Origin of the sequence: Methanoregula sp., from assembly GCF_028712425.1 — an archaeon.
In the GTDB taxonomy this organism is placed as follows: Archaea; Halobacteriota; Methanomicrobia; order Methanomicrobiales; family Methanospirillaceae; genus Methanoregula.
The window spans coordinates 40,542-58,437 of record NZ_JAQTQD010000003.1 but is presented as its reverse complement, the minus strand read 5'-3'; the positions used below and the strand labels follow the sequence as shown (position 1 = coordinate 58,437).

At 58.2% G+C, this 17,896-nt stretch carries 15 protein-coding genes; 7 read left to right on the top strand and 8 right to left on the bottom strand.

What is annotated here, in order from left to right; all coding sequences use genetic code 11:
- The first annotated feature begins 5 nt into the window (after positions 1-5).
- Complete coding sequence (locus tag PHF39_RS02160; RefSeq protein ID WP_300219683.1) at positions 6-3,833, top strand: PAS domain S-box protein; 3,828 nt, start codon at positions 6-8, stop codon at positions 3,831-3,833.
- Positions 3,834-3,853: 20 nt separating this feature from the next.
- Here the strand turns inward: PHF39_RS02160 and PHF39_RS02155 are convergent, their stop codons facing one another.
- A complete protein-coding gene (locus tag PHF39_RS02155; RefSeq protein ID WP_300219681.1) occupies positions 3,854-4,939 on the bottom strand; it encodes a tetratricopeptide repeat protein in 1,086 nt (361 codons plus the stop codon).
- A 154-nt stretch (positions 4,940-5,093) separates the two neighbouring features.
- Between PHF39_RS02155 and PHF39_RS02150 the strand changes: the two genes are divergently transcribed.
- The 3 genes from PHF39_RS02150 to PHF39_RS02140 all read left to right on the top strand — a co-directional run bounded on the left by PHF39_RS02150 (position 5,094) and on the right by PHF39_RS02140 (position 10,403).
- Positions 5,094-5,930 (top strand): response regulator, encoded by an 837-nt coding sequence (locus tag PHF39_RS02150; protein ID WP_300219679.1) that lies wholly within the window; start codon positions 5,094-5,096, stop codon positions 5,928-5,930.
- A 24-nt stretch (positions 5,931-5,954) separates the two neighbouring features.
- On the top strand, positions 5,955-9,752 hold the full coding sequence (locus PHF39_RS02145) for a PAS domain S-box protein (protein WP_366144157.1): 3,798 nt from the start codon (positions 5,955-5,957) through the stop codon (positions 9,750-9,752).
- A gap of 135 nt (positions 9,753-9,887) precedes the next feature.
- Positions 9,888-10,403, top strand: coding sequence for a hypothetical protein (locus tag PHF39_RS02140; RefSeq protein ID WP_300219677.1), 516 nt, complete (start codon positions 9,888-9,890; stop codon positions 10,401-10,403).
- 239 nt (positions 10,404-10,642) lie between these two features.
- On the opposite strand, the gene PHF39_RS02135 is transcribed toward PHF39_RS02140, so the two are convergent.
- Entirely contained in the window at positions 10,643-12,982 is a 2,340-nt protein-coding gene (locus tag PHF39_RS02135; RefSeq protein WP_300219675.1) for a hypothetical protein, read from the bottom strand.
- A 209-nt stretch (positions 12,983-13,191) separates the two neighbouring features.
- Between PHF39_RS02135 and PHF39_RS02130 the strand changes: the two genes are divergently transcribed.
- Entirely contained in the window at positions 13,192-13,914 is a 723-nt protein-coding gene (locus PHF39_RS02130; protein ID WP_366144147.1) for a chemotaxis protein CheW, read from the top strand.
- 193 nt (positions 13,915-14,107) lie between these two features.
- Here the strand turns inward: PHF39_RS02130 and PHF39_RS02125 are convergent, their stop codons facing one another.
- From PHF39_RS02125 to PHF39_RS02100, 6 genes are read right to left on the bottom strand one after another with little or no spacing between them, the layout of a single operon-like run.
- The gene (locus PHF39_RS02125) at positions 14,108-14,413 is read right to left on the bottom strand and encodes a hypothetical protein (RefSeq protein ID WP_300219673.1); all 306 of its coding nucleotides are present in this window, start codon (positions 14,411-14,413) and stop codon (positions 14,108-14,110) included.
- Positions 14,367-14,720 (bottom strand): hypothetical protein, encoded by a 354-nt coding sequence (locus tag PHF39_RS02120; protein ID WP_300219671.1) that lies wholly within the window; start codon positions 14,718-14,720, stop codon positions 14,367-14,369. Before PHF39_RS02120 ends, PHF39_RS02125 begins: the two co-directional genes overlap by 47 nt.
- A gap of 1 nt (position 14,721) precedes the next feature.
- A complete protein-coding gene (locus PHF39_RS02115) occupies positions 14,722-14,943 on the bottom strand; it encodes a hypothetical protein (protein ID WP_300219669.1) in 222 nt (73 codons plus the stop codon).
- A complete protein-coding gene (locus tag PHF39_RS02110; protein WP_300219667.1) occupies positions 14,940-15,257 on the bottom strand; it encodes a hypothetical protein in 318 nt (105 codons plus the stop codon). The genes PHF39_RS02115 and PHF39_RS02110 overlap by 4 nt, the downstream gene beginning before the upstream one ends.
- Position 15,258: 1 nt before the next feature.
- On the bottom strand, positions 15,259-15,642 hold the full coding sequence (locus tag PHF39_RS02105) for a hypothetical protein (RefSeq protein ID WP_300219665.1): 384 nt from the start codon (positions 15,640-15,642) through the stop codon (positions 15,259-15,261).
- 37 nt (positions 15,643-15,679) lie between these two features.
- On the bottom strand, positions 15,680-16,153 hold the full coding sequence (locus tag PHF39_RS02100; protein WP_300219664.1) for a hypothetical protein: 474 nt from the start codon (positions 16,151-16,153) through the stop codon (positions 15,680-15,682).
- Positions 16,154-16,284: 131 nt separating this feature from the next.
- Here PHF39_RS02100 and PHF39_RS02095 point away from each other — a divergent pair, with 131 nt between their 5' ends.
- Positions 16,285-17,220, top strand: a complete 936-nt coding sequence (locus PHF39_RS02095) for a deoxyhypusine synthase (RefSeq protein WP_300219662.1) — start codon at positions 16,285-16,287, stop codon at positions 17,218-17,220.
- Complete coding sequence (pyrF, locus tag PHF39_RS02090) at positions 17,217-17,855, top strand: orotidine-5'-phosphate decarboxylase (protein WP_300219660.1); 639 nt, start codon at positions 17,217-17,219, stop codon at positions 17,853-17,855. Before PHF39_RS02095 ends, pyrF begins: the two co-directional genes overlap by 4 nt.
- Positions 17,856-17,896: the final 41 nt, after the last annotated feature.

The following is a 17,896-nucleotide window of genomic DNA, read 5'->3' as shown; positions in this document are numbered from 1 at the left end:
TATTCATGATTTCAGTTCTCTATGTTGACGACGAACCAGACCTTATCGAGCTTGTCCAGCTCTTTCTCGAACGGGCCGGGGACATCCGGGTCACTGGCGTCACATCAGCACAGAACGCCCTTGCCATGGATATCGGTTCCTTTGATACCATCATCTCCGATTACCTGATGCCGGATATGGACGGGATCGCGTTTTTGAAGGCGGTCCGGCAACAGACCGAAGATATCCCGTTCCTCCTTTTTACCGGGAAGGGCCGGGAGGAGGTCGTCATCGAGGCGATCAACAACGGTGCTGATTCCTACCTGCAAAAGGGTGGGGATCCTGAGACGCAGTTTGCGGAACTGGCGCACCGGATCCGCCGCACCATGCGCCGGAAAAGGTCTGAAGCTGGACGGCTCCAGTCGGAAGAGATGTTCTTAAAATTGTTCATGGCCAACCCGAGCCTGGAAGCGATCTCGGAACTGGACACCGGAGCCCTGATCGATGTCAACGATACCTACATCCAGACAACCGGATACACGAGGGAGGAACTCATCGGGAAGACAAACCGGGAGCTTGGCATATTCGTTGACTATGCAGACCGGGAACGGATGGCCGAAGTGCTGGTAAAAGAGGGGATTGTCCGGCATATCGAGAGCCGGATACGGACCAAATCCGGGGAGATCCGGACGCTGGAGTTCACCGGGCAGCGGATACGGATCGGCGACCGGGACCTTCTCTTCTCCCAGGCCGTGGATATCACCGACCGCAAACTGGCTGAAAAAGCCCTGCGCGAGAGCGAGGGAAAATTCCGCGGGATGGCGGAGCGGATCTCGGATATGGTTCTCCTGGTTGACAAGGACTTTAACCTGACATACGTCTCTCCCTCGTTCACGAGACTGACCGGAAAGAGCGAGAAAGAACTGCTGGGTATCCCTCTTCCGCTCAATCCGCTGAAGCCTGAGGACCAGGAGAAGGTCCGCGCTGCGTTCCGGGAAAACCAGGCCTTAAAGACCACCGGGCCGCTGGAGATCACGTTTCCCACACCGGGCCAGGGATCGATCATTTTAGAATTCCATGGCGTCCCGATCCAGAAAGAGGGCATCTTTGAGGGAGTCCAGCTGCTCGCCCATGATATCACGAGCCTGCGGAGGACGCAGGATGAACTCCGGTCAGCGTACGAGCAGCTGGCCGCCGCACAGGAGGAGCTTCGCGGGCAGTATGATGAGATCTCCAAAAGCCGGCGGGAGGTTGCCGAAAGCGAAGAGCAGTACAGGACACTGTTTGAGAGTGCAACCAACGCTATCATCATTGGAGGCCGCAGCTCCATCATCAACTGCAACCATGCCGCAGAAACGCTGTTCGGTTGCACCCGCGAACAGATCGTCAATGCTTCCCTCATCGATCTTTCACCAGAACGCCAGCCGGACGGCCGGTTGTCCGGTGCAACAGCCAGGGAGAAGATTGAAGCGGCCCTTTCCGGGACACCACAGTTCTTTGAATGGATCCATAAAAAAAGCGATCAGACCACATTCCACGCCGAGGTCAGCCTCAACCGTATCCTGATACGGGGAGAATACCTCATTCTTGGTATCGTCCGTGATGTGACCGAACGAAAGAAAGCCGAGGAAGAGATCCGTGAATCGGAGAACAAGTTCGCCACGGTCTTCAAGTACAGCCCCGTGGATCATACCCTTGTTTCGGCAACGGATGGGATCATCATCGATGTCAATGATGCCTTCGCCCGCGATACCGGCTACTCGCGTGAAGAGGCAATCGGTAAAACGACGGATCAACTGCAACTCTTTCCGGATAGAGGTGAGCGGGAGAAGCTCATCCCGCTTTTCCGGAGCGGGCAGGATATCTCCGGAATGCTGGTTACCTGCCGGGGAAGATCCGGTGAGGTCAAGGCCTGTCTCTTCTCTGCCCGCACCATCGTGATGGCGGGAAAATCCCACATTCTCTCCACGGTTGAAGACATCACCGAGCGCAAGAAGGCGGAGGACGCCTTGCACCGGAGCCAGCAGATGCTCGCAGAGGCAATGGACCTTGCCCGCCTGGTGAACTGGGAATACGATGTTGCATCTGACCTTTTTACGTTTAACGACCGGTTCTATGCCCTGTACGGAACGACCGCGGAGCGGGAGGGGGGCACCCGGATGTCCTCAGAGACCTATGCCCGTGAGTTCGTTCACCCGGACGACCGCCACATGGTAGGAGAAGAAGTCCAGCGGGCACTGACAACAACCGATCCGAAGTACTTCGCCGAGATCGAGCACCGGATTATCAGGAGGGACGGGGCAGTCCGGCATATTGTCGTGAGGATCCGGCTCGATAAGGACGCGGACGGAAAGACGGTCAGGACCCACGGGGCAAACCAGGATATCACAGATACCCGGAAGGCCGAGGAAGCGGTCTGGCAGAGCGAGGCAAAATACCGGCTCCTTGCGGAGAATGTCCATGACGTGATCTTCACAGCCGACATGGATATGAACCTTACGTACATCTCCCCCTCGGTGATGGCCCTGAGGGGCTTTACCGCGGACGAGGCGATAACAGAGTCCCTGCACAATGCCCTGACACCAGCATCCCTGGAAGTCCTGACGCGTTCGCGCGATACGGGAATCGAACGCATCAGGGTGGCGGCCCCGGTTCTTCCTTCCAGCACCATGGAACTGGAGTTTTTCCGGAAGGATGGTTCCACGGTCTGGACCGAGACCGTCGTCACCCTTGCCCATGATGAGAACAAAAAGCCCATTGGTGTTGTCGGGGTCATCCGCGACATCACCCAGAGAAAACAAGTCGAGAACGCGCTCATGGAGAGCGAGGAGAAGTTCCGCTCCCTTGTCGAGACGTCTCCCGGTATGATCTGGGAGATCGACATATCGGGAAAAATCCACTACATCAGCCCCATGGTGAAGGAGATCCTGGGGCACGAACCGGAGGGGCTCGTGGGAGAGAACTTCAAAACCCTCATCCTGAAACAGTTCTGGCCGATCTTTCAGCGCGCGTTAGCCACCATGGCCTCGACGTCCTCCGGGCCACTGCTCCCCTTCGAGATCATTGCCCGCCACCGGGACGGTCACGACCTGGTCCTCGAGATCCGGCCGTCCCGGGTTCTCGGCATCGAAGGCACCGTGATCGGGTTCCGGGGTGTTGCCTATGACACCACGAGGAGGAAGAAGGCCGAAGAGGCCCTCAAGCGGGCGAACCGGCAGCTCAACCTGCTGGGCAGCATTACCCGGCACGACCTCTTAAACAAGATCACGGTCATTCTCGGGAACCTCAAGCTGGTAGAGAGGGGGTGTGCGTCCCCGGAGGAAGAGGAGCACCTTAAAAAGATACGGTATGCCACAAGCGCAATCAAGTCCCAGATAGAATTCACCCGGGTCTACCAGAACCTCGGTACCCACGACCCACAGTGGATCGCGCTCGACTCCGTCATGCCCCGCCCGCATGTCCCGCCATCGGTAACCATGAAGACGGGCGTGCAGGATATCGAGATAATGGCCGACCCGATGCTGGAGAAGGTCTTCTTCAACTTAATCGACAATTCCATCCACCACGGGGAACACGTGACGGAGATCCATGTCACCGCCCGAAAGTCAGGAGACGACCTTGTGATCCTCTGGGAGGACAACGGGGCGGGTATTGATGCGGAGGACAAAGAACATATTTTCAAGCGCAGCTTTGGGAAAAACACCGGCCTGGGGATGTTCCTTGCACGGGAGATCCTCTCCCTGACAAACATCCAGATCCGTGAGACCGGCGTGCAAGGGAAAGGCGCACGGTTCGAGATAACAGTACCAAAAGGTGCATACCGGAACCGTGACCAGGAGCAGGAAGAGGGATAACGGCAGACCGGCCCACCAGCTTACGCGGGGGGTGACACCGGCATCCCGATGTCATCCAGGATCCCGTCATACATCTCAACGAGCGACTGCGTTGCTGCCAGGACATGCGCAGAGATCTCAACGCTCATGAGCGGATCGAGCTTGATAGCCTGGTTGTAGGCCTCCATCGCATCACGGTACGACTGCGTGGATTTGAATGCATCCATCTCCGTTGCCGGGTACTCCGTTGTGTCCTTCTGGCTGCCCGCGGTGAGCGTCCGGTACTGCCGGCGCATTTTCTGCATGTCGGCAATCGCGATCGCGAGGTTCGCGTCTCCCTTCCTCACCCAGATCGCCGCACTCTCCCGGTCGAGATCAAGCGCCTTCTCGAAATACCGGAGCGATGCCTCGTACTCCCCGTTCTCGTACAGGATGTTCCCGGTCATCACCAGCGGCGCACTCTCATCAGGCATTGTTGTGATGAGGGCTGACAGCTCGGCGTTGGCCTCAGTATCCCTCCCGGTGGCATACAGGAACCGGGCCCTGCTCATCCGGATGTCGATATCGTCCGGGGCAAGCGCAACGGCGGAGTCGTAGAGTGGCGTGGCAGATTCCGGGTACTTTGTGTCCGCAACTGCTGCACCCGAGAGGATCAGGCCGTGGGCTGCCGTGTTGGGCGCAAGGGCAACTAAAAAAAGCATGCCGCACGCGAGGACCAGGCAGGCAACTTCCGACCAGAAAAGGGGACTCTTTTTTTCAAATGTTTTCTGCAGCTGGTTGATCTTTCCCGCGGAGAGCCAGGCATCTGCCACGGCTGCTGCCCAGACCACTGCCATGACAAAGACCGGGTTGAAAGGGGTAAAGAGGGGAAGCACGAACGGTGCCCCGAGGACGATGATGAGAAAGAGGGCCCCCTTGGCCGTCTCCCCGTTATAGAACTGCCCGAGGCCGATCCCTGCTGCGGAGAGGGCTGCTGCCGCCCACGGCTTTCTCCACTCTTCCTTCGAGAGGTCGAGGCAGGGAGTGTCTCCATTCTCTGGTCCGGGATCCCCGAACGTGCGGTCACAGGCATAACAGTAATTATCACGGTAAGGTATGTTCGCCCCGCACTCCGGGCACTTCTTCATAGCAGTCCGGGGGTGCGGAAAACTATAGTGTTTTGCATATAATTCCCGGCAAGTGCAGCAGGGTAATCCCGATTCCCCATCTGTCGGGCAGACACGATCATATTTATAGTATAATACTCTTCTCTAAATTACCAATAGACCCGTACCTGCACATATGATCTCTATCCTCTATGTCGACGACGAGCCGGATCTCCTGGAACTGGCAAGGATCTTCCTGGAGCAGTCAGGAGAGTTTCAGGTCCGGACCTCGGTTTCGGCAGAAGATGCCCTTTGCAGCACGGAGATCCTCTCGTTCGATGTCATCCTCTCCGATTACCAGATGCCGGGCATGGACGGGATTACCTTTCTCAAGGAGATCCGGAAGCGGTCAGCCGGTCTCCCGTTCATTCTCTTCACCGGCCGGGGCCGTGAAGAGATCGTCATCGAGGCGCTCAACAACGGGGCAGACTTCTACATCCAGAAAGGCGGGGCCCCGAAAGCCCAGTTCGCCGAGGTTGCCAACAAGATCCGGTACGCGGTCAACCACCGGCGGGCTGAGAAGGAACTGCAGATAAAGAGCGACGAACTCAGTTCCTCGTACGAACAGATCGCGGCAAACGAGGAGGAGCTCCGCCAGCAGCTTGACGAGCTGACAGCAAAACAGGAAGCGCTCAAGATCTCGGAGGAGAAGTTCCGGGCGTTCACGGAAAATATCCCCGACCTTACGACCATCTCTGACGTGGACGGGAATTACCTGTACATCAGCCCGTCGATCCGGCGGATCACCGGGCAGGGCCCGGATTCCCTTGTGGGTCAGAAGTACGACGGGAGGAGCGCCCTTTTTGGGATCGTCCCTGAGGATACAGAGATGATCCTTGGGAGCGGGAGGAGCGCCTTAAAAAAACCCGGTGAGCCGGTGCCGGTGCCACCGTTCCGTGTACGGGATGTCCACGGATCTATTGTCTTCATCGAGGGGACCGTCACGTACCTGCCGGACATGAAGGGGATATAGGGACTTCTCTTCCACGGGCGCGACATCACCGACCGGGTAAAGGCTGAAGAGGAGATCGCACAAAAGAACCGGGAACTCAGGCAGTCATACGAACAGCTCACGGCATCGGAGGAGCAACTCCGGAGGAAGTACGAGGAACTGGCCCTGGGGGAGAAACGGATCCGCGAGAGCGAGACGAAGTTCCGGGGCATCTTTGAGAAGAGCCACGATGCCAATATTGTCTTTACAGACTGGAAGTGCATTGACTGCAACCAGCAGGCGGTCAGCCTGTTCGGGTACGCCGGAAAAGAGGAGATGGTCGGCCTTCAGCCAAAGGACATCTTTCCCCCAACCCAGCCGGACGGGCGCAACTCACAGGAAGCCGCAGTCGAGCTGTTCCGCGGGATCCAAAAGACAGGGAGCGAACACTTCGAGTGGATCCACAAGAGAAAAGACGGCAGCACCTTCCCTGCCGATACGCTGATCTCGGTATTCGATCTCGAGGGGCAGCTGACCGTGCTTGTCTCGGTCAGGGACATCTCCGACCGCAAACGCACCGAGCAGACCCTGGCCGAGAGCGAGGAGCGGTACCGCACGCTGGTAGATTCATCGTTCGACGGGATTGCCATCCACCAGGACGGGAAGCTTGTCTTTGTCAACCAGACCGGAGTCCGGATGATGGGGCTGTCCAATCCGGAAGGTCTCATCGGAAAACCGGCGATTGAAGTTATCCATCCCGATGACCGTGCGCTGATTGAGGAGCGGATCCGTGTCTCTCCACAGCAGTCACTGGAACACATCCACGAACGGTTCGTGCGGGCTGACGGCAGCATCATGCATGTCGATGTTGCGACAACACCCTGCACGTGGCAGGGAAGACCCGCAACGTACGTCACATTCCGGGACATATCCATCCAGAAGAAGGCAGAAGAAGCACTCAGGGAGAGCGAGGAAAACTACCGGTCGCTCATCGAGCTTGCCCCGGTTGCCATTGTCGTTCATCGCAACGGGAAGAACGTGTACGCAAACCCGGAAGCCGTCCGGATGATTAAGGCAAAAGTGCCGGGAGATATTATCGGGAAAGACATCCTCACGTTTGTCAACCCGGAGTATCATGAACGGACCGTGGAATCTGTCAGGAAGATGGCTGAGGAAGGGATACGCTTCCACCGCCAGGAGCAGGGCATTATCGCAGTTGACGGCGAGGAACTGACCGTGGAGATTGCGGTAAAGCCGATCAGCTTCCAGGGCTACCCGTCAGTCATGGTACTCATGCGGGATATCACCCAGCGGAAGAGAACTGAGGAGGCGCTCTTTAATTCCCAGCAGATGCTCCAGACCGTCCTTGACACCATCCCCCAGCGCGTTTTCTGGAAAGATAAAAACTCGGTTTTCCTTGGGTGCAACCGGCAGAATGCCCGCGATGCCGGCTTTTCGAACCCGGCTGACATAGTGGGGAAAACTGATTTTGATTATACCTCAGCAGAGATCGCGGAGCTCTACCGTGCTGATGACCGCCAGGTGATGGAGAGCGGGCAGGGGTGGATCAATTACGAAGAGCCCCTGGTCAGGCCGGATGGCAGCAAAGCCTGGCTGCGGACAAGTAAAGTCCCGCTCCGCGACCGGGAAGGTAACGTTGTCGGCGTTCTCGGAACGTACGAGGACATCACCGAGTACAAGCGAAGCCAGGAGGCTCTCCGAGAGAGCGAAGAACGGTTCCGGAACATTGTGGAGACCACGACCGAATGGATCTGGGAGATGGACCTTGAAGGGCACCATACCTTTTCGAATCCTGTAATTACCACGATCATAGGCTATTCCATGGAGGAGATCCGGCAGATGAACCTGTTTGATCTTATGCACCCTGACGATCAGGAGATGGTAACTGACCTGCTCCGGTCATCGATCCGCGACAAGAAAGGGTGGCACAATGTCGTGGTGAGGTGGCGGGATAAGAACGGGTCCTGGCACTACCTGGAGAGTAACAGCATCCCGGTCTTTAGCAGTGACGGCACCCTGACCGGATTCCGGGGAGCGGACCGCGATATCACGCGCAGGATGATGGCAGAGCAGGAACTTCGCGAGAGCGAGGAGAAATACCGAACCCTCGTCGAGAATGCCCACGAGTCCATCGCGATTGTGCAGGACTGGAAGATCGTCTTTGTCAACCGGAGAGGTGCTGAAATGCTGGGAAAGCCGGTATCGGCAATCGAAGGCCAGATGTTCATCGACTTCATCTGGCCCGAAGACCGGGATCTCCTCAGAGACCTCCACGCGAAACGGATTGCCGGCGAGTCCGCACCGCAGACGTACGATTTCCGGATCACCGGTGCCGGAGGCCGGCCTGTCTGGGTCTCGAACTCCACAACGGGAATCTCCTGGCAGGGAAAGCCGGGCATACTCAGCCTGATGACCGACATCACGGATCGGAAGTTAGCGGAGGCTGCCTTAAAGGAGAGCGAGGAGACATTCCGCCGTGTCATCGAGGGGGCGCCGGAAGCAATCTACATCAGTGCAGACTGGAAGTTCCAGTACCTGAACCCGGCTGCGATCCAACTCTTTGGCGCAACCTCTGGCGACCAGCTCGTTGGCACACCGTTCCTCGACCGGGTCCACAAAAAATTCCATGATGCCATAAAAAACCGGGTGAATGACCTCTATGACGACCATGTTACAGCATCAACACTCGAGGAGGTCTATGTCAGGCTTGACGGGGCAGAGATCGAAGTCGAGGTCTCCGCGGTCCCCTTCGAGTACCAGGGAAAGAACGCGGCACTGGTTTTCGTCTGGGATATTTCCGACCGGAAAAAGGCAGAACGGGCGCGTCGCGAGAGCGAGACGGAGTACCGCCGGATCCTCGACACCATGCAGGATGCCTACCTCCGTACGGACAGCGAGGGGAAGATCGCGATGGTGAACCCGTCGGCAGCCCGCATGTTCGGGTATTCGTCTCCTGATGAAATGCGCGGGATCCCGGCCAGTGTCGTCTATACCAATCCTGAAAAGCGCCAGGAGCTCCTGACAAGACTCGGGAAGGACGGAAAGGTAACCGATTTTGTTGAGATGATGCTGCGCATGGACAGCACAACATTCTGGGCATCGATCAATTTGCAGGCAATACGGGGAGAGGATGGACGACTTATCGGTACCGAGGGGCTCATCCGGGACGTCACGGAACGCAAGGCCATGGAGCAGGCCATCGAGAACACGAACAAGAAGCTCAGTCTCTTGAACAGCATCACGCGCCACGATGTCGCAAACCAGCTGACTGCGTTGCGGGGATACGCCCAGCTGGCCGAACTGAGCAACCCGGACCCGGTTGTCCTCGATTTCCTGCAGAAGATCGAGACCGCCACTGACACGATTACCGGCCAGATCGAGTTCACGAAGGCCTACCAGGAACTGGGTGAGAAGACCCCCGCGTGGTTCCGGCTCGAAGAGATTGTCGAGAGGACCGCACGGCCCGAGGTCTCCTTCTCCAAGACCTGCCATGCCATCGAGGTCTTCGCCGACCCGATGATCGAGCGTGTCTTCTTTAACCTGTTCGACAACGCGATCCGGCACGGGGAACACGTGACAACGATCGGGGTCCGGTGCGAGCGGGCGCCGGACGGCCTTGTCATCTATGTTGAAGACGACGGGATTGGTGTTGTACCGGAAGAGAAGGAAAAAATTTTTGAGAAAGGGTTCGGTAAGCACACCGGCTTTGGTCTTTTCCTTGCCCGGGAGATTCTGGCAACCACCGGCATCACGATCCGCGAAACCGGCTACGTGGGCGTCGGGGCCCGGTTCGAGATCACGGTGCCACGGGAGAACTGGCGGATCTTCCCGGGCGCAAAATAAGTACTGCACGACTCCGGTCCGGCCCTGTTCATGGGATCGGCCGGTAAGACCGGAATAACCAGACCGGAAAAGGTATTAGCTTTTGGTTCATTCACTTAGAGAAATATATGTATGAAAAATTTTTTTGTGCTATGAATGGAGACTGATACCGTGAAAGGACGCAGGGCACCGGACCTGAGAGGCGAAGGGAAAGATCTTGCAGAGCGGATGGGATACTACTGGGCGGAGAACACCAGCACATCGCTGCCGTTTGCGGGATTCATGTGGCGGGAGATGGTGACGATTGCCGTGAAAATGATGAAGGTCCGGTACGGCATCGCGGACGATTGCAGGATCGAAGACAAGTACCCGGATGAAGTTGCAGAGGTCCGGTCGCTCCCCCTTCCCCCGTACCTGTTCCGCGAGCTCTGGCTCCGAACGCAGAACGAGCGGATGTACCGGCGGTTCCTCATTATGCCGGCCGTAACCGCAGAGATCGAGGAGAACACCCGGGACGGGTACCGGAACCCTCATTACCGGGAGGCGTACTGGAAGAAGGCGCCGTACCGGGTGGACATCCCCCTGCCGGATATCCCCAATCCCCTGATCGCCCCTGGCACAACTCCCCCGGAAAAGGGATCCCGGAAAAGAGTCTCTCGAAAAAGCCCGTAAAATGCCCGGATTGGCAAAAGGACGAAGGGCACTTTTTTGTGGAGGGGAAATATGGTCCACGCCGATGGAGATAGGCGCTTTTTGGGGTTCTTTCTCAAAATGCAGCGATTTTAATCCCACTTCAACCTGCAAATTGGCGGGCGTCCGGCAGCGGGAAAAAGAGGGGGGTATTACAGCCATCACGCAGAAAAAACCCTGCCTGAACGCGAATATGACGGTTTTTTTTACCGACGGAGATTTTACGACGGTGAACTCCCCTCAATTACCTGGATCTCCTCCGGTGTCAGCCCGTACAGCTCGTACACCAGCGCATCGATCCGGATGTCCGTTGCATCGATCTCCTGCTGCACGAGCCGGCGCTCCTGGTCGGTCTTCGTTTGCGGGAGATACTCACATAGCGAGATCATTTGCGAGACCAGCAGCGTGATCTTTTCAAAAAATTTTTTCTCATAAAATTTTTCAAAGTCCGGCACGATGACCGGAAATTTTCCGAGCGCTGCCGGGCTCAGGTGGTACCCGCGATCCGTGTACGGGCAGATGTGCCGGATGATGAACCGGCCGGGTGTTGAGTTCAGGATAGCCAAAAGATACGGATCATTCCGGAGAATTGCAGAGACCGTACTTGCCATGGCGTACGTACCGTTCTGATCGAGACTGAATGCCGGGCTGTGCTGATGAAGCGCAAAAATAATTTTTCGCATCGGTTTTTCCGGAAGGAAATGTTCCTGAATATTTTCCCCTGCACGTCCTTCCCCATCATGGGGAGTTCCCCGACTGGAGTCTGTCTCCGCACGATCCTGGCCCCTCTTAAGATACTCTGCCAGTGCCCGGCAGTTCCGGATCTTCCTGCTGCCCGTCCCGGTGATCACGAACCGCGACGGTTTTTCCGGAACATAGCGCCGGATATCAGCCGGGCAGAGCAGCGGTATGAAAAACCGCCGGGCCCACCATGCATTTTTTGTCAGCCGGTTCCGTGTTTCCCGGTCCACGACCAGAGGATTGTTCTCTACAGCATGCGTCCCCGTCCCGATCTCTCCCATGACATACTCTTCAAGCAGCGTACCCTGTGCCCGGATCTTGTCAAGGATCTTTTCCGTGCGGGTGTCCTCCAGCCTCCAGCCGCCGTCATCCAGCGAACGCTGGTCGAGCGAAAAATCGTTCCGGCCCGAAAAAAAATCCGGAGAGACCACAAAAGGCTCAAATACCGGCTGGTTTTTCAGCGTAAGGAGATACACGGGGATGTCACCTTCCGGTAATGCCCGCGTCCTGCCAGTGAAGGCTATCCGTTCGATCTGCCGCGAGAGAAGCAGGCGCCGGAGCGGCCGTGCAGGTTCCGAGCGAAAAAATGTCCCGGGCACAAGGAAGGCAACCGTGCCTCCGGGCCGGAGGAGCGAGAGCCCGCGTTCGATAAAGTACCCGTACAGGCCGGCGGAAACCGCGTACGAGTCGTAGTGCGTCTGGAAGTATTCCTCGCGTGCCTTCACAGCGAACGGCCGGTACGGAGGCGGGGCACCGATCACCGCATCAAACCTGCCATCGGTCATAATCACCGGGAAGGCTGCCTGCCAGTCAAACGCGTTCACGCGCCGGCGTTCTTCCGCATTGAACGGGAATACCGGCTTGCCGGTAAAATAATCCGGCGCAATCAGGGCATTGCCGCACCGGATTGTTTGCGTGAGAGCAGTGCAGGCTGCCGCGACCTGATCCGGGCCAGGAGCCGCAGGGCCGGACTTCCGGCATTCCTCAATGAACGCAAGCAGGAGAACAAGGCGGGCTGCACTCACGGACTCCGGGTCGATATCCGTGCCGAAGACGGATGTGCAGAGGACCTCCAGCAGCTCCGGCCCTGTCAGCGCCCGGTTTTTCCGGCCCTGTTGTTTCCGTACAAGACAGCGAAACAATGCAAGAAGGAAGAGCCCGGCCCCGCAGGCCATATCAAGGACCCGGACCTCCCGCATCTCTGCCGGGGCGCTCCCGCTTCCTTCGCGGACGGCAATTGCTACAACCTGTTCAATAACTTCCTGCCGGGGAACATCGACTGTCCCGGTATAGAGCAGCGCGGATTTCCCGGCCCGGGCAACACGATACCCCTCTCCTGCCTGCAGGCGCGTGGCAACAAAATGGTCGAGAACCGCTGCAAGATCTTCCAGCGGGAGTCCCGTTACCGGTGCAGGGAGATCCGCACTGTCCAGCATTTCGATCGCGAACCGGAGCGGTTCGTCATGGACCGCGGGCAGCGCACGGGAGCCCGCAGGCCCGGTTTCAAAGAATTGTTCCGGGTCAAGCCCGGCATCGGAACACGCACGTCCCATGCGTTGCGCGATCCTGTCGCATCCCGCGAGAGCCGTAAGCGTGCCCTGCTCAATAAACCCGCACGCCTGGCCGGCTTTCAGGAAGAGTTGCTGCGCGAGGGACGAGACGGTGAGGTAGTTAAGATCCTGATCGGTGATAGCGTGCACGTCGCTGACAAGCCGGCGGGCAATGCGATCGCGGGAGGACTCAAGGGCCAAGAGCAGTGCTGCCCCGGCAGGGGAGAGGGGGGCCTGTACCGTTCTGTCCGATGCCGCCAGTTCAGCCATTTTAGTAAATAATAGATCTGGATGGCGATAAGAGTGTGGCGGAGCGTGGAGGAACCGGGTGGATGAACGTGCTTTGGTTCCGTGAGCAGGTCGTCACTCCACCTTTGTTCTTCCCCGCTGATACGTTTCCGCGACGCAACAGTTAAAGAGCTTCCATGACAACAAGGGGATCACCGTAATTGTATAGTCACCGGATCGGAGGAGAGGTCATGGCAGTAAAGAGATCAGCGAGAAAGAAGGAAAGCAGGAGTGCGGCACCTGTGCAGGAAACACCACTACCACCGGAGCCGCAAAAAGCAACGGAAACGGTGGACGTGCCGGGGATTCCTGCTGCGCCGGGACCCGTGAGTGCACCGGCCCCAGCCGAAACGCCGGTTGTCCCGGCACAACCGGAATCTGCACCTGTGGCGGCCCCGGCAAAAAATGAAGCAGCGGGCAGGGGGGCAGGGTCGGCCACAAGCCCGGCAAAAACGTTCGAGGTTGTTGTCTTTACCCTCGGAAACGAACAGTTCGCGATCGATCTCTTCGATATCAGGGAAGTGGTCGAGTACACGACCATCACCAAGCTCCCCAATGTCCCGTCCTACATCAGGGGGATCATGGACCTCCGCGGCGAGATCACGACCATCATCGACCTGCGGAAACGGCTCAGCCTCGGCGAAAGTTCCGAAGAGCCCGGGGAGAACTCGCGGATCATCGTGCTTGATAACGCGGTCACCCGCACAAAGACCGGCATCCATGTCAACGATGTCACATCCGTCTCCACGTTCGGGACTGCGCAGGTGGACTATGCATCGGGGGCCATGAACAACGAGGATGAGGCCATCCTCGGCATCATCAAGAAGAAGGTCAGGATCGGCGACAAGGAGACCAGGGAACTGATCATCTGGCTCGATATCCGGAAGCTCATCGAGGATATCGAGGCGGCATAATTCTCCTCGCCGTTTTTCCTGTTTGCGACTTTACCCCCGTTTTCTCCTGACTGAGGCTTTTATTGTTTCCCCGGGTACGGGCACGATACCGGAACTGCGGGAAGAGACGGTTATCCCGCCCGATGCGAAAAATCCCGTACGATACGCAGGTATCAGCGTCAGACCGGAAGCATCGTAAGACTGCGCGAAAAAATTATTCCTTTCCCATCAGCGAATGGATCCTGATCAGGCCGGCGCAGGACTTGCAGGTATAGTACTCGTCTTTCCAGCAGGCATCACAAGCCCAGCGCCCGCAGAGCACGCACTGCCGGAGGCCCGAGACCGGGTGCGGCGTTGCACAGAGATCGCAGAGGTACTGGGAGAACGTGCGGGGGTCCTTTGCCTGGGGCTCCCCCTGCTTGCGCATCACCGCGATCTCTTTTTTCAGCTCGCGGAATTTTTCGGAGGGTGCGCTACTTTTTTGCTGCGCTGCCTTCGAGTTCTTTTTCCAGAGTGTCAAGCCGTGCCTCCAGGGATGAGAGCGTTGTCCGCATACCGGATTCGAACTGTTTCAGCTCACCGAGCCGGGCCTCCTCCTGTGCAAGATCGCGGGAACGCTCCTCCGTGAACCGCCGGAGCTGCGGGCCGGGGACCAGTTCCCATTCCGCGATCATCTCATGGAACCTCCGGTCCAGGTACTCGTCCACCCGGCTCTCCACCGGGCGGGTGAGCGCGATGTTGCCCTTTGCTCCGTGGAAGAACCAGTACACGAGGAAGAGGACCACGACAAGGATGAGAACGAGGATAAGGAACGTCAAAAGGTCCATGTCACCGCCTCCCCTTCAGCGCTGCTGCCCGGGCTTCGAGCGCCGAAAGTTTGTCTGCTGCTTCCTTTTCAAAGGATGCGAGTTTTGGGATCTCCCGCTCGATTGACGCCAGCCGGACCGTGAAATCCGCAAGCTCGCCCTGCGTGGTGAGGTCGTACTCTTCGACAAGGTACTTCATCCGCCGGTCCACGTAGGCGTTGAGGTAGGAATCCATCCCGATCATTTCGACCGCTCCAGGGATGATATGAGGCGGTCGAGATCCTGTGCCCGCGCCTCAAGGGCCATCTTTCCTTCGTATAACCGGGTGATCTCGCTGCTCACCCGCTCCAGCCGGTTTTCGAGGTTTTTGAGATCGCTTCCGGTCACGAGGTCCCATTCCTCGATGATGGCTGCAAAGTGCCGGTCGAAGTAGGCGTCAAGCGACCGGTCAAGCGTCGGGAGCCGGGAGCCGATGGTTGCAGGGACCTGCGAAAGCTCGTCCCAGAACGATCCGCTCGTCAGGTCCTGTTCCGGTGCGTGGTATACGGTCGGGTTCATCTCACTTCACCTTCTTCTCCTGCTCCTCCGCATTGGTGAGGAGGGTGTCGAGCTTCTTTGCCTTCACGATGTTCTCCAGCCGCGCCAGCCGGGCCTCGAGCAGTTTCTCTTTTGCAAAGACCGTTGTCTCGATTGCGGCATTGTCCTCCTGCACCTGCCGGATCTGCGCCGTTTGTTCCGGGGAGAGCCGGGTGAACGGGAACGCCTTCTTTGCCTCGTGCTGCTGGAGGAGCGCAAGCTTGTCCTTCTCCAGGTCCAGTTCCAGCGCCCGGTTGGAGGTCTTCATGATCCGTATCTCGCGGATGATAAGGTAGACAACCACCATGCCGAGGACAACGATCAGTCCTGCAAGCATCGTGTCGTTGATGATCATTTCGGATGCCATGGTTTCACCAGATTTTTATGATGCGATGATGGGGGATTCAGAGATCGTCCTTGCCGGAAACTTTCCGGGCAACGTCCCTGACACCGTCTGCGGTCTTCTTCGCCGCGGTGCCGATCGTTTCTGTAGCCTTTCCGGCTCCCGCCTTCACATCGCCGGCAGCCTTTGTCAGCGCACGGTCCAGCGAGTCAACGCCTTTCCGGGCAACCTCACCAGCTTCCCCCGCGGCTTTTTTGATCTTCTCGTCCAGCGGGGGGGACTTCCTGACAAGGACGGCTTCGTTCTCGGAGAGGCCGAGCACCGTGAGGTCTTCTGCGCTCACGCGCACCTGCCCCTCGAGGACGAGAGTGTCGGCAACGATCGTGACGGTCACGCTGGCACCGGTCGCCTCGTTGACAAGGTCCACCTGTCCCCCTTCGGTGATTCCCAGCTCCGGGAGGTGGGCTGCATTGAGGCGCGCCCGGCCTTCGCTCGGGAACGCCCGTTTTCGTAAGGATAACCGGATCTCCTGCATAGAGGAAAAACGACAGTGAAAGGGTAAATACCTTCCCCAAAGCCCGGCTTATCCCCGCCGCACGGTCCTGAAACACAGTTATCTGTGCGGAACGCCAAATATCCGGCAACAAGCGGAAGTGCAAAAATACCATGACACAACCCTGCGAGATGCCGGTAAACCAGCTCCACGTGAAACCGAAGATGACGGTGAACGAACTGGTGATGGCGATGGGAGAAGCCGGCGCCTACAACGGCGGATCGCTTGCCCGCGCCGCGGATATCTGGGAGCAGATGCTGAGAGACCGGGAGGCCACGAAGTTCTTCGGGCTTGCCGGGGCAATGGTCCCCGCGGGCATGGGCGGGATCGTCTCCGATCTCATCAGGGCCGGTCATATCGACGTGCTTGTCTCGACCGGCGCCAACCTCACGCACGACATCATCGAGGCCATCGGCTGCCACCACTTCCACGGCACTGCGTTCTGTAACGACATCGAGCTCCGGCACGACGAGATCAACCGGATCTACGATGTCTACCTCCCCAACGACGCGTTCGAACACTTCGAGGAGTTCATGCAGGGTGTCTTCTCCGAACTCGAACCAAAATCCACCATCTCCATCTCGGGCCTGCTGGAACACATCGGGAACCATACAAAATCCGGTATCCTCCACACGGCAGCGAGGAACAAGGTCCCGGTGTACAACCCTGCGGTGCAGGACTCGATGATCGGCCTCCAGTACTGGCTATTCTCGCAGACCAACAAAATCACCGTGGACGCCTTTGCCGACATGCAGTCGCTGATGGACCGGTGCTTTACGGCAACAAAGGCCGGCGCCATGCTCGTGGGCGGCGGTGTGCCCAAGAACTTCATCCTCCAGAGCATGCTGATGACCCCGAACGGTTTCCGCTACGCGATCCAGCTTACGGGCGACCGGCCTGACCTCGGCGGGCTCTCGGGCGCAACGCTGGACGAAGCCCGGTCCTGGGGCAAGATCACGGAAGACGCCCAGGCCGTGACCGTGTACGGCGACGCAACGATCACCCTCCCGGTGCTGACGGCCGCGGTGATGGAGAGGCTCGCGAAATGACCGAACTGATCCTTGCGCTGGACGTAACCGAAAAGAAACAGGCGATCAAGATCGCAAATGCCTGCGCCCCGCATCTCGACGCCATCAAGCTCGGGTACCCCCTCATCCTCGCAAGCGGCCTCTCGATTGCAGCAGAGCTCGAGGAGCTGGACAAGCCTCTCATCGCGGACTTCAAGGTCGCCGATATCCCCAACACGAACCGGCTCATCGCGGAGCAGGTCTTCGATGCCGGCTTCTCGTCCATCATCTGCCACGGGTTCACCGGCGCCGACGCAATCCAGGCGTGCGTAGGTGTTGCCGCGGACTACGGGGGCGCGTGTTTCGTGGTTGCGGAGATGAGCCACCCGGGCGCGACTGCGTTCTTCCATGGCGGGACCGCCGAGAAGATCGCCGCGCTTGCCGTAGAGTGTGGCGCGGATGGGATCATCGCCCCGGCAACGCGCCCGGAGCGCACAAAAATCCTGCGCGAAATCGTTGGCAAACGGAAGATACTCTCCCCGGGCGTGGGTGCCCAGGGGGGGGACGCAGCCACCATCGCGAAGCTCGTTGACGGCATCATCGTGGGGCGGGCGATTTATGAGGCAAAAGACCCGGTAACCGCGATAATGGAATTTTCCGCGGTCAGGAACGCGTAAAGATTTATTAATACCCTCAAAATTTTCACGAATCCGGATAT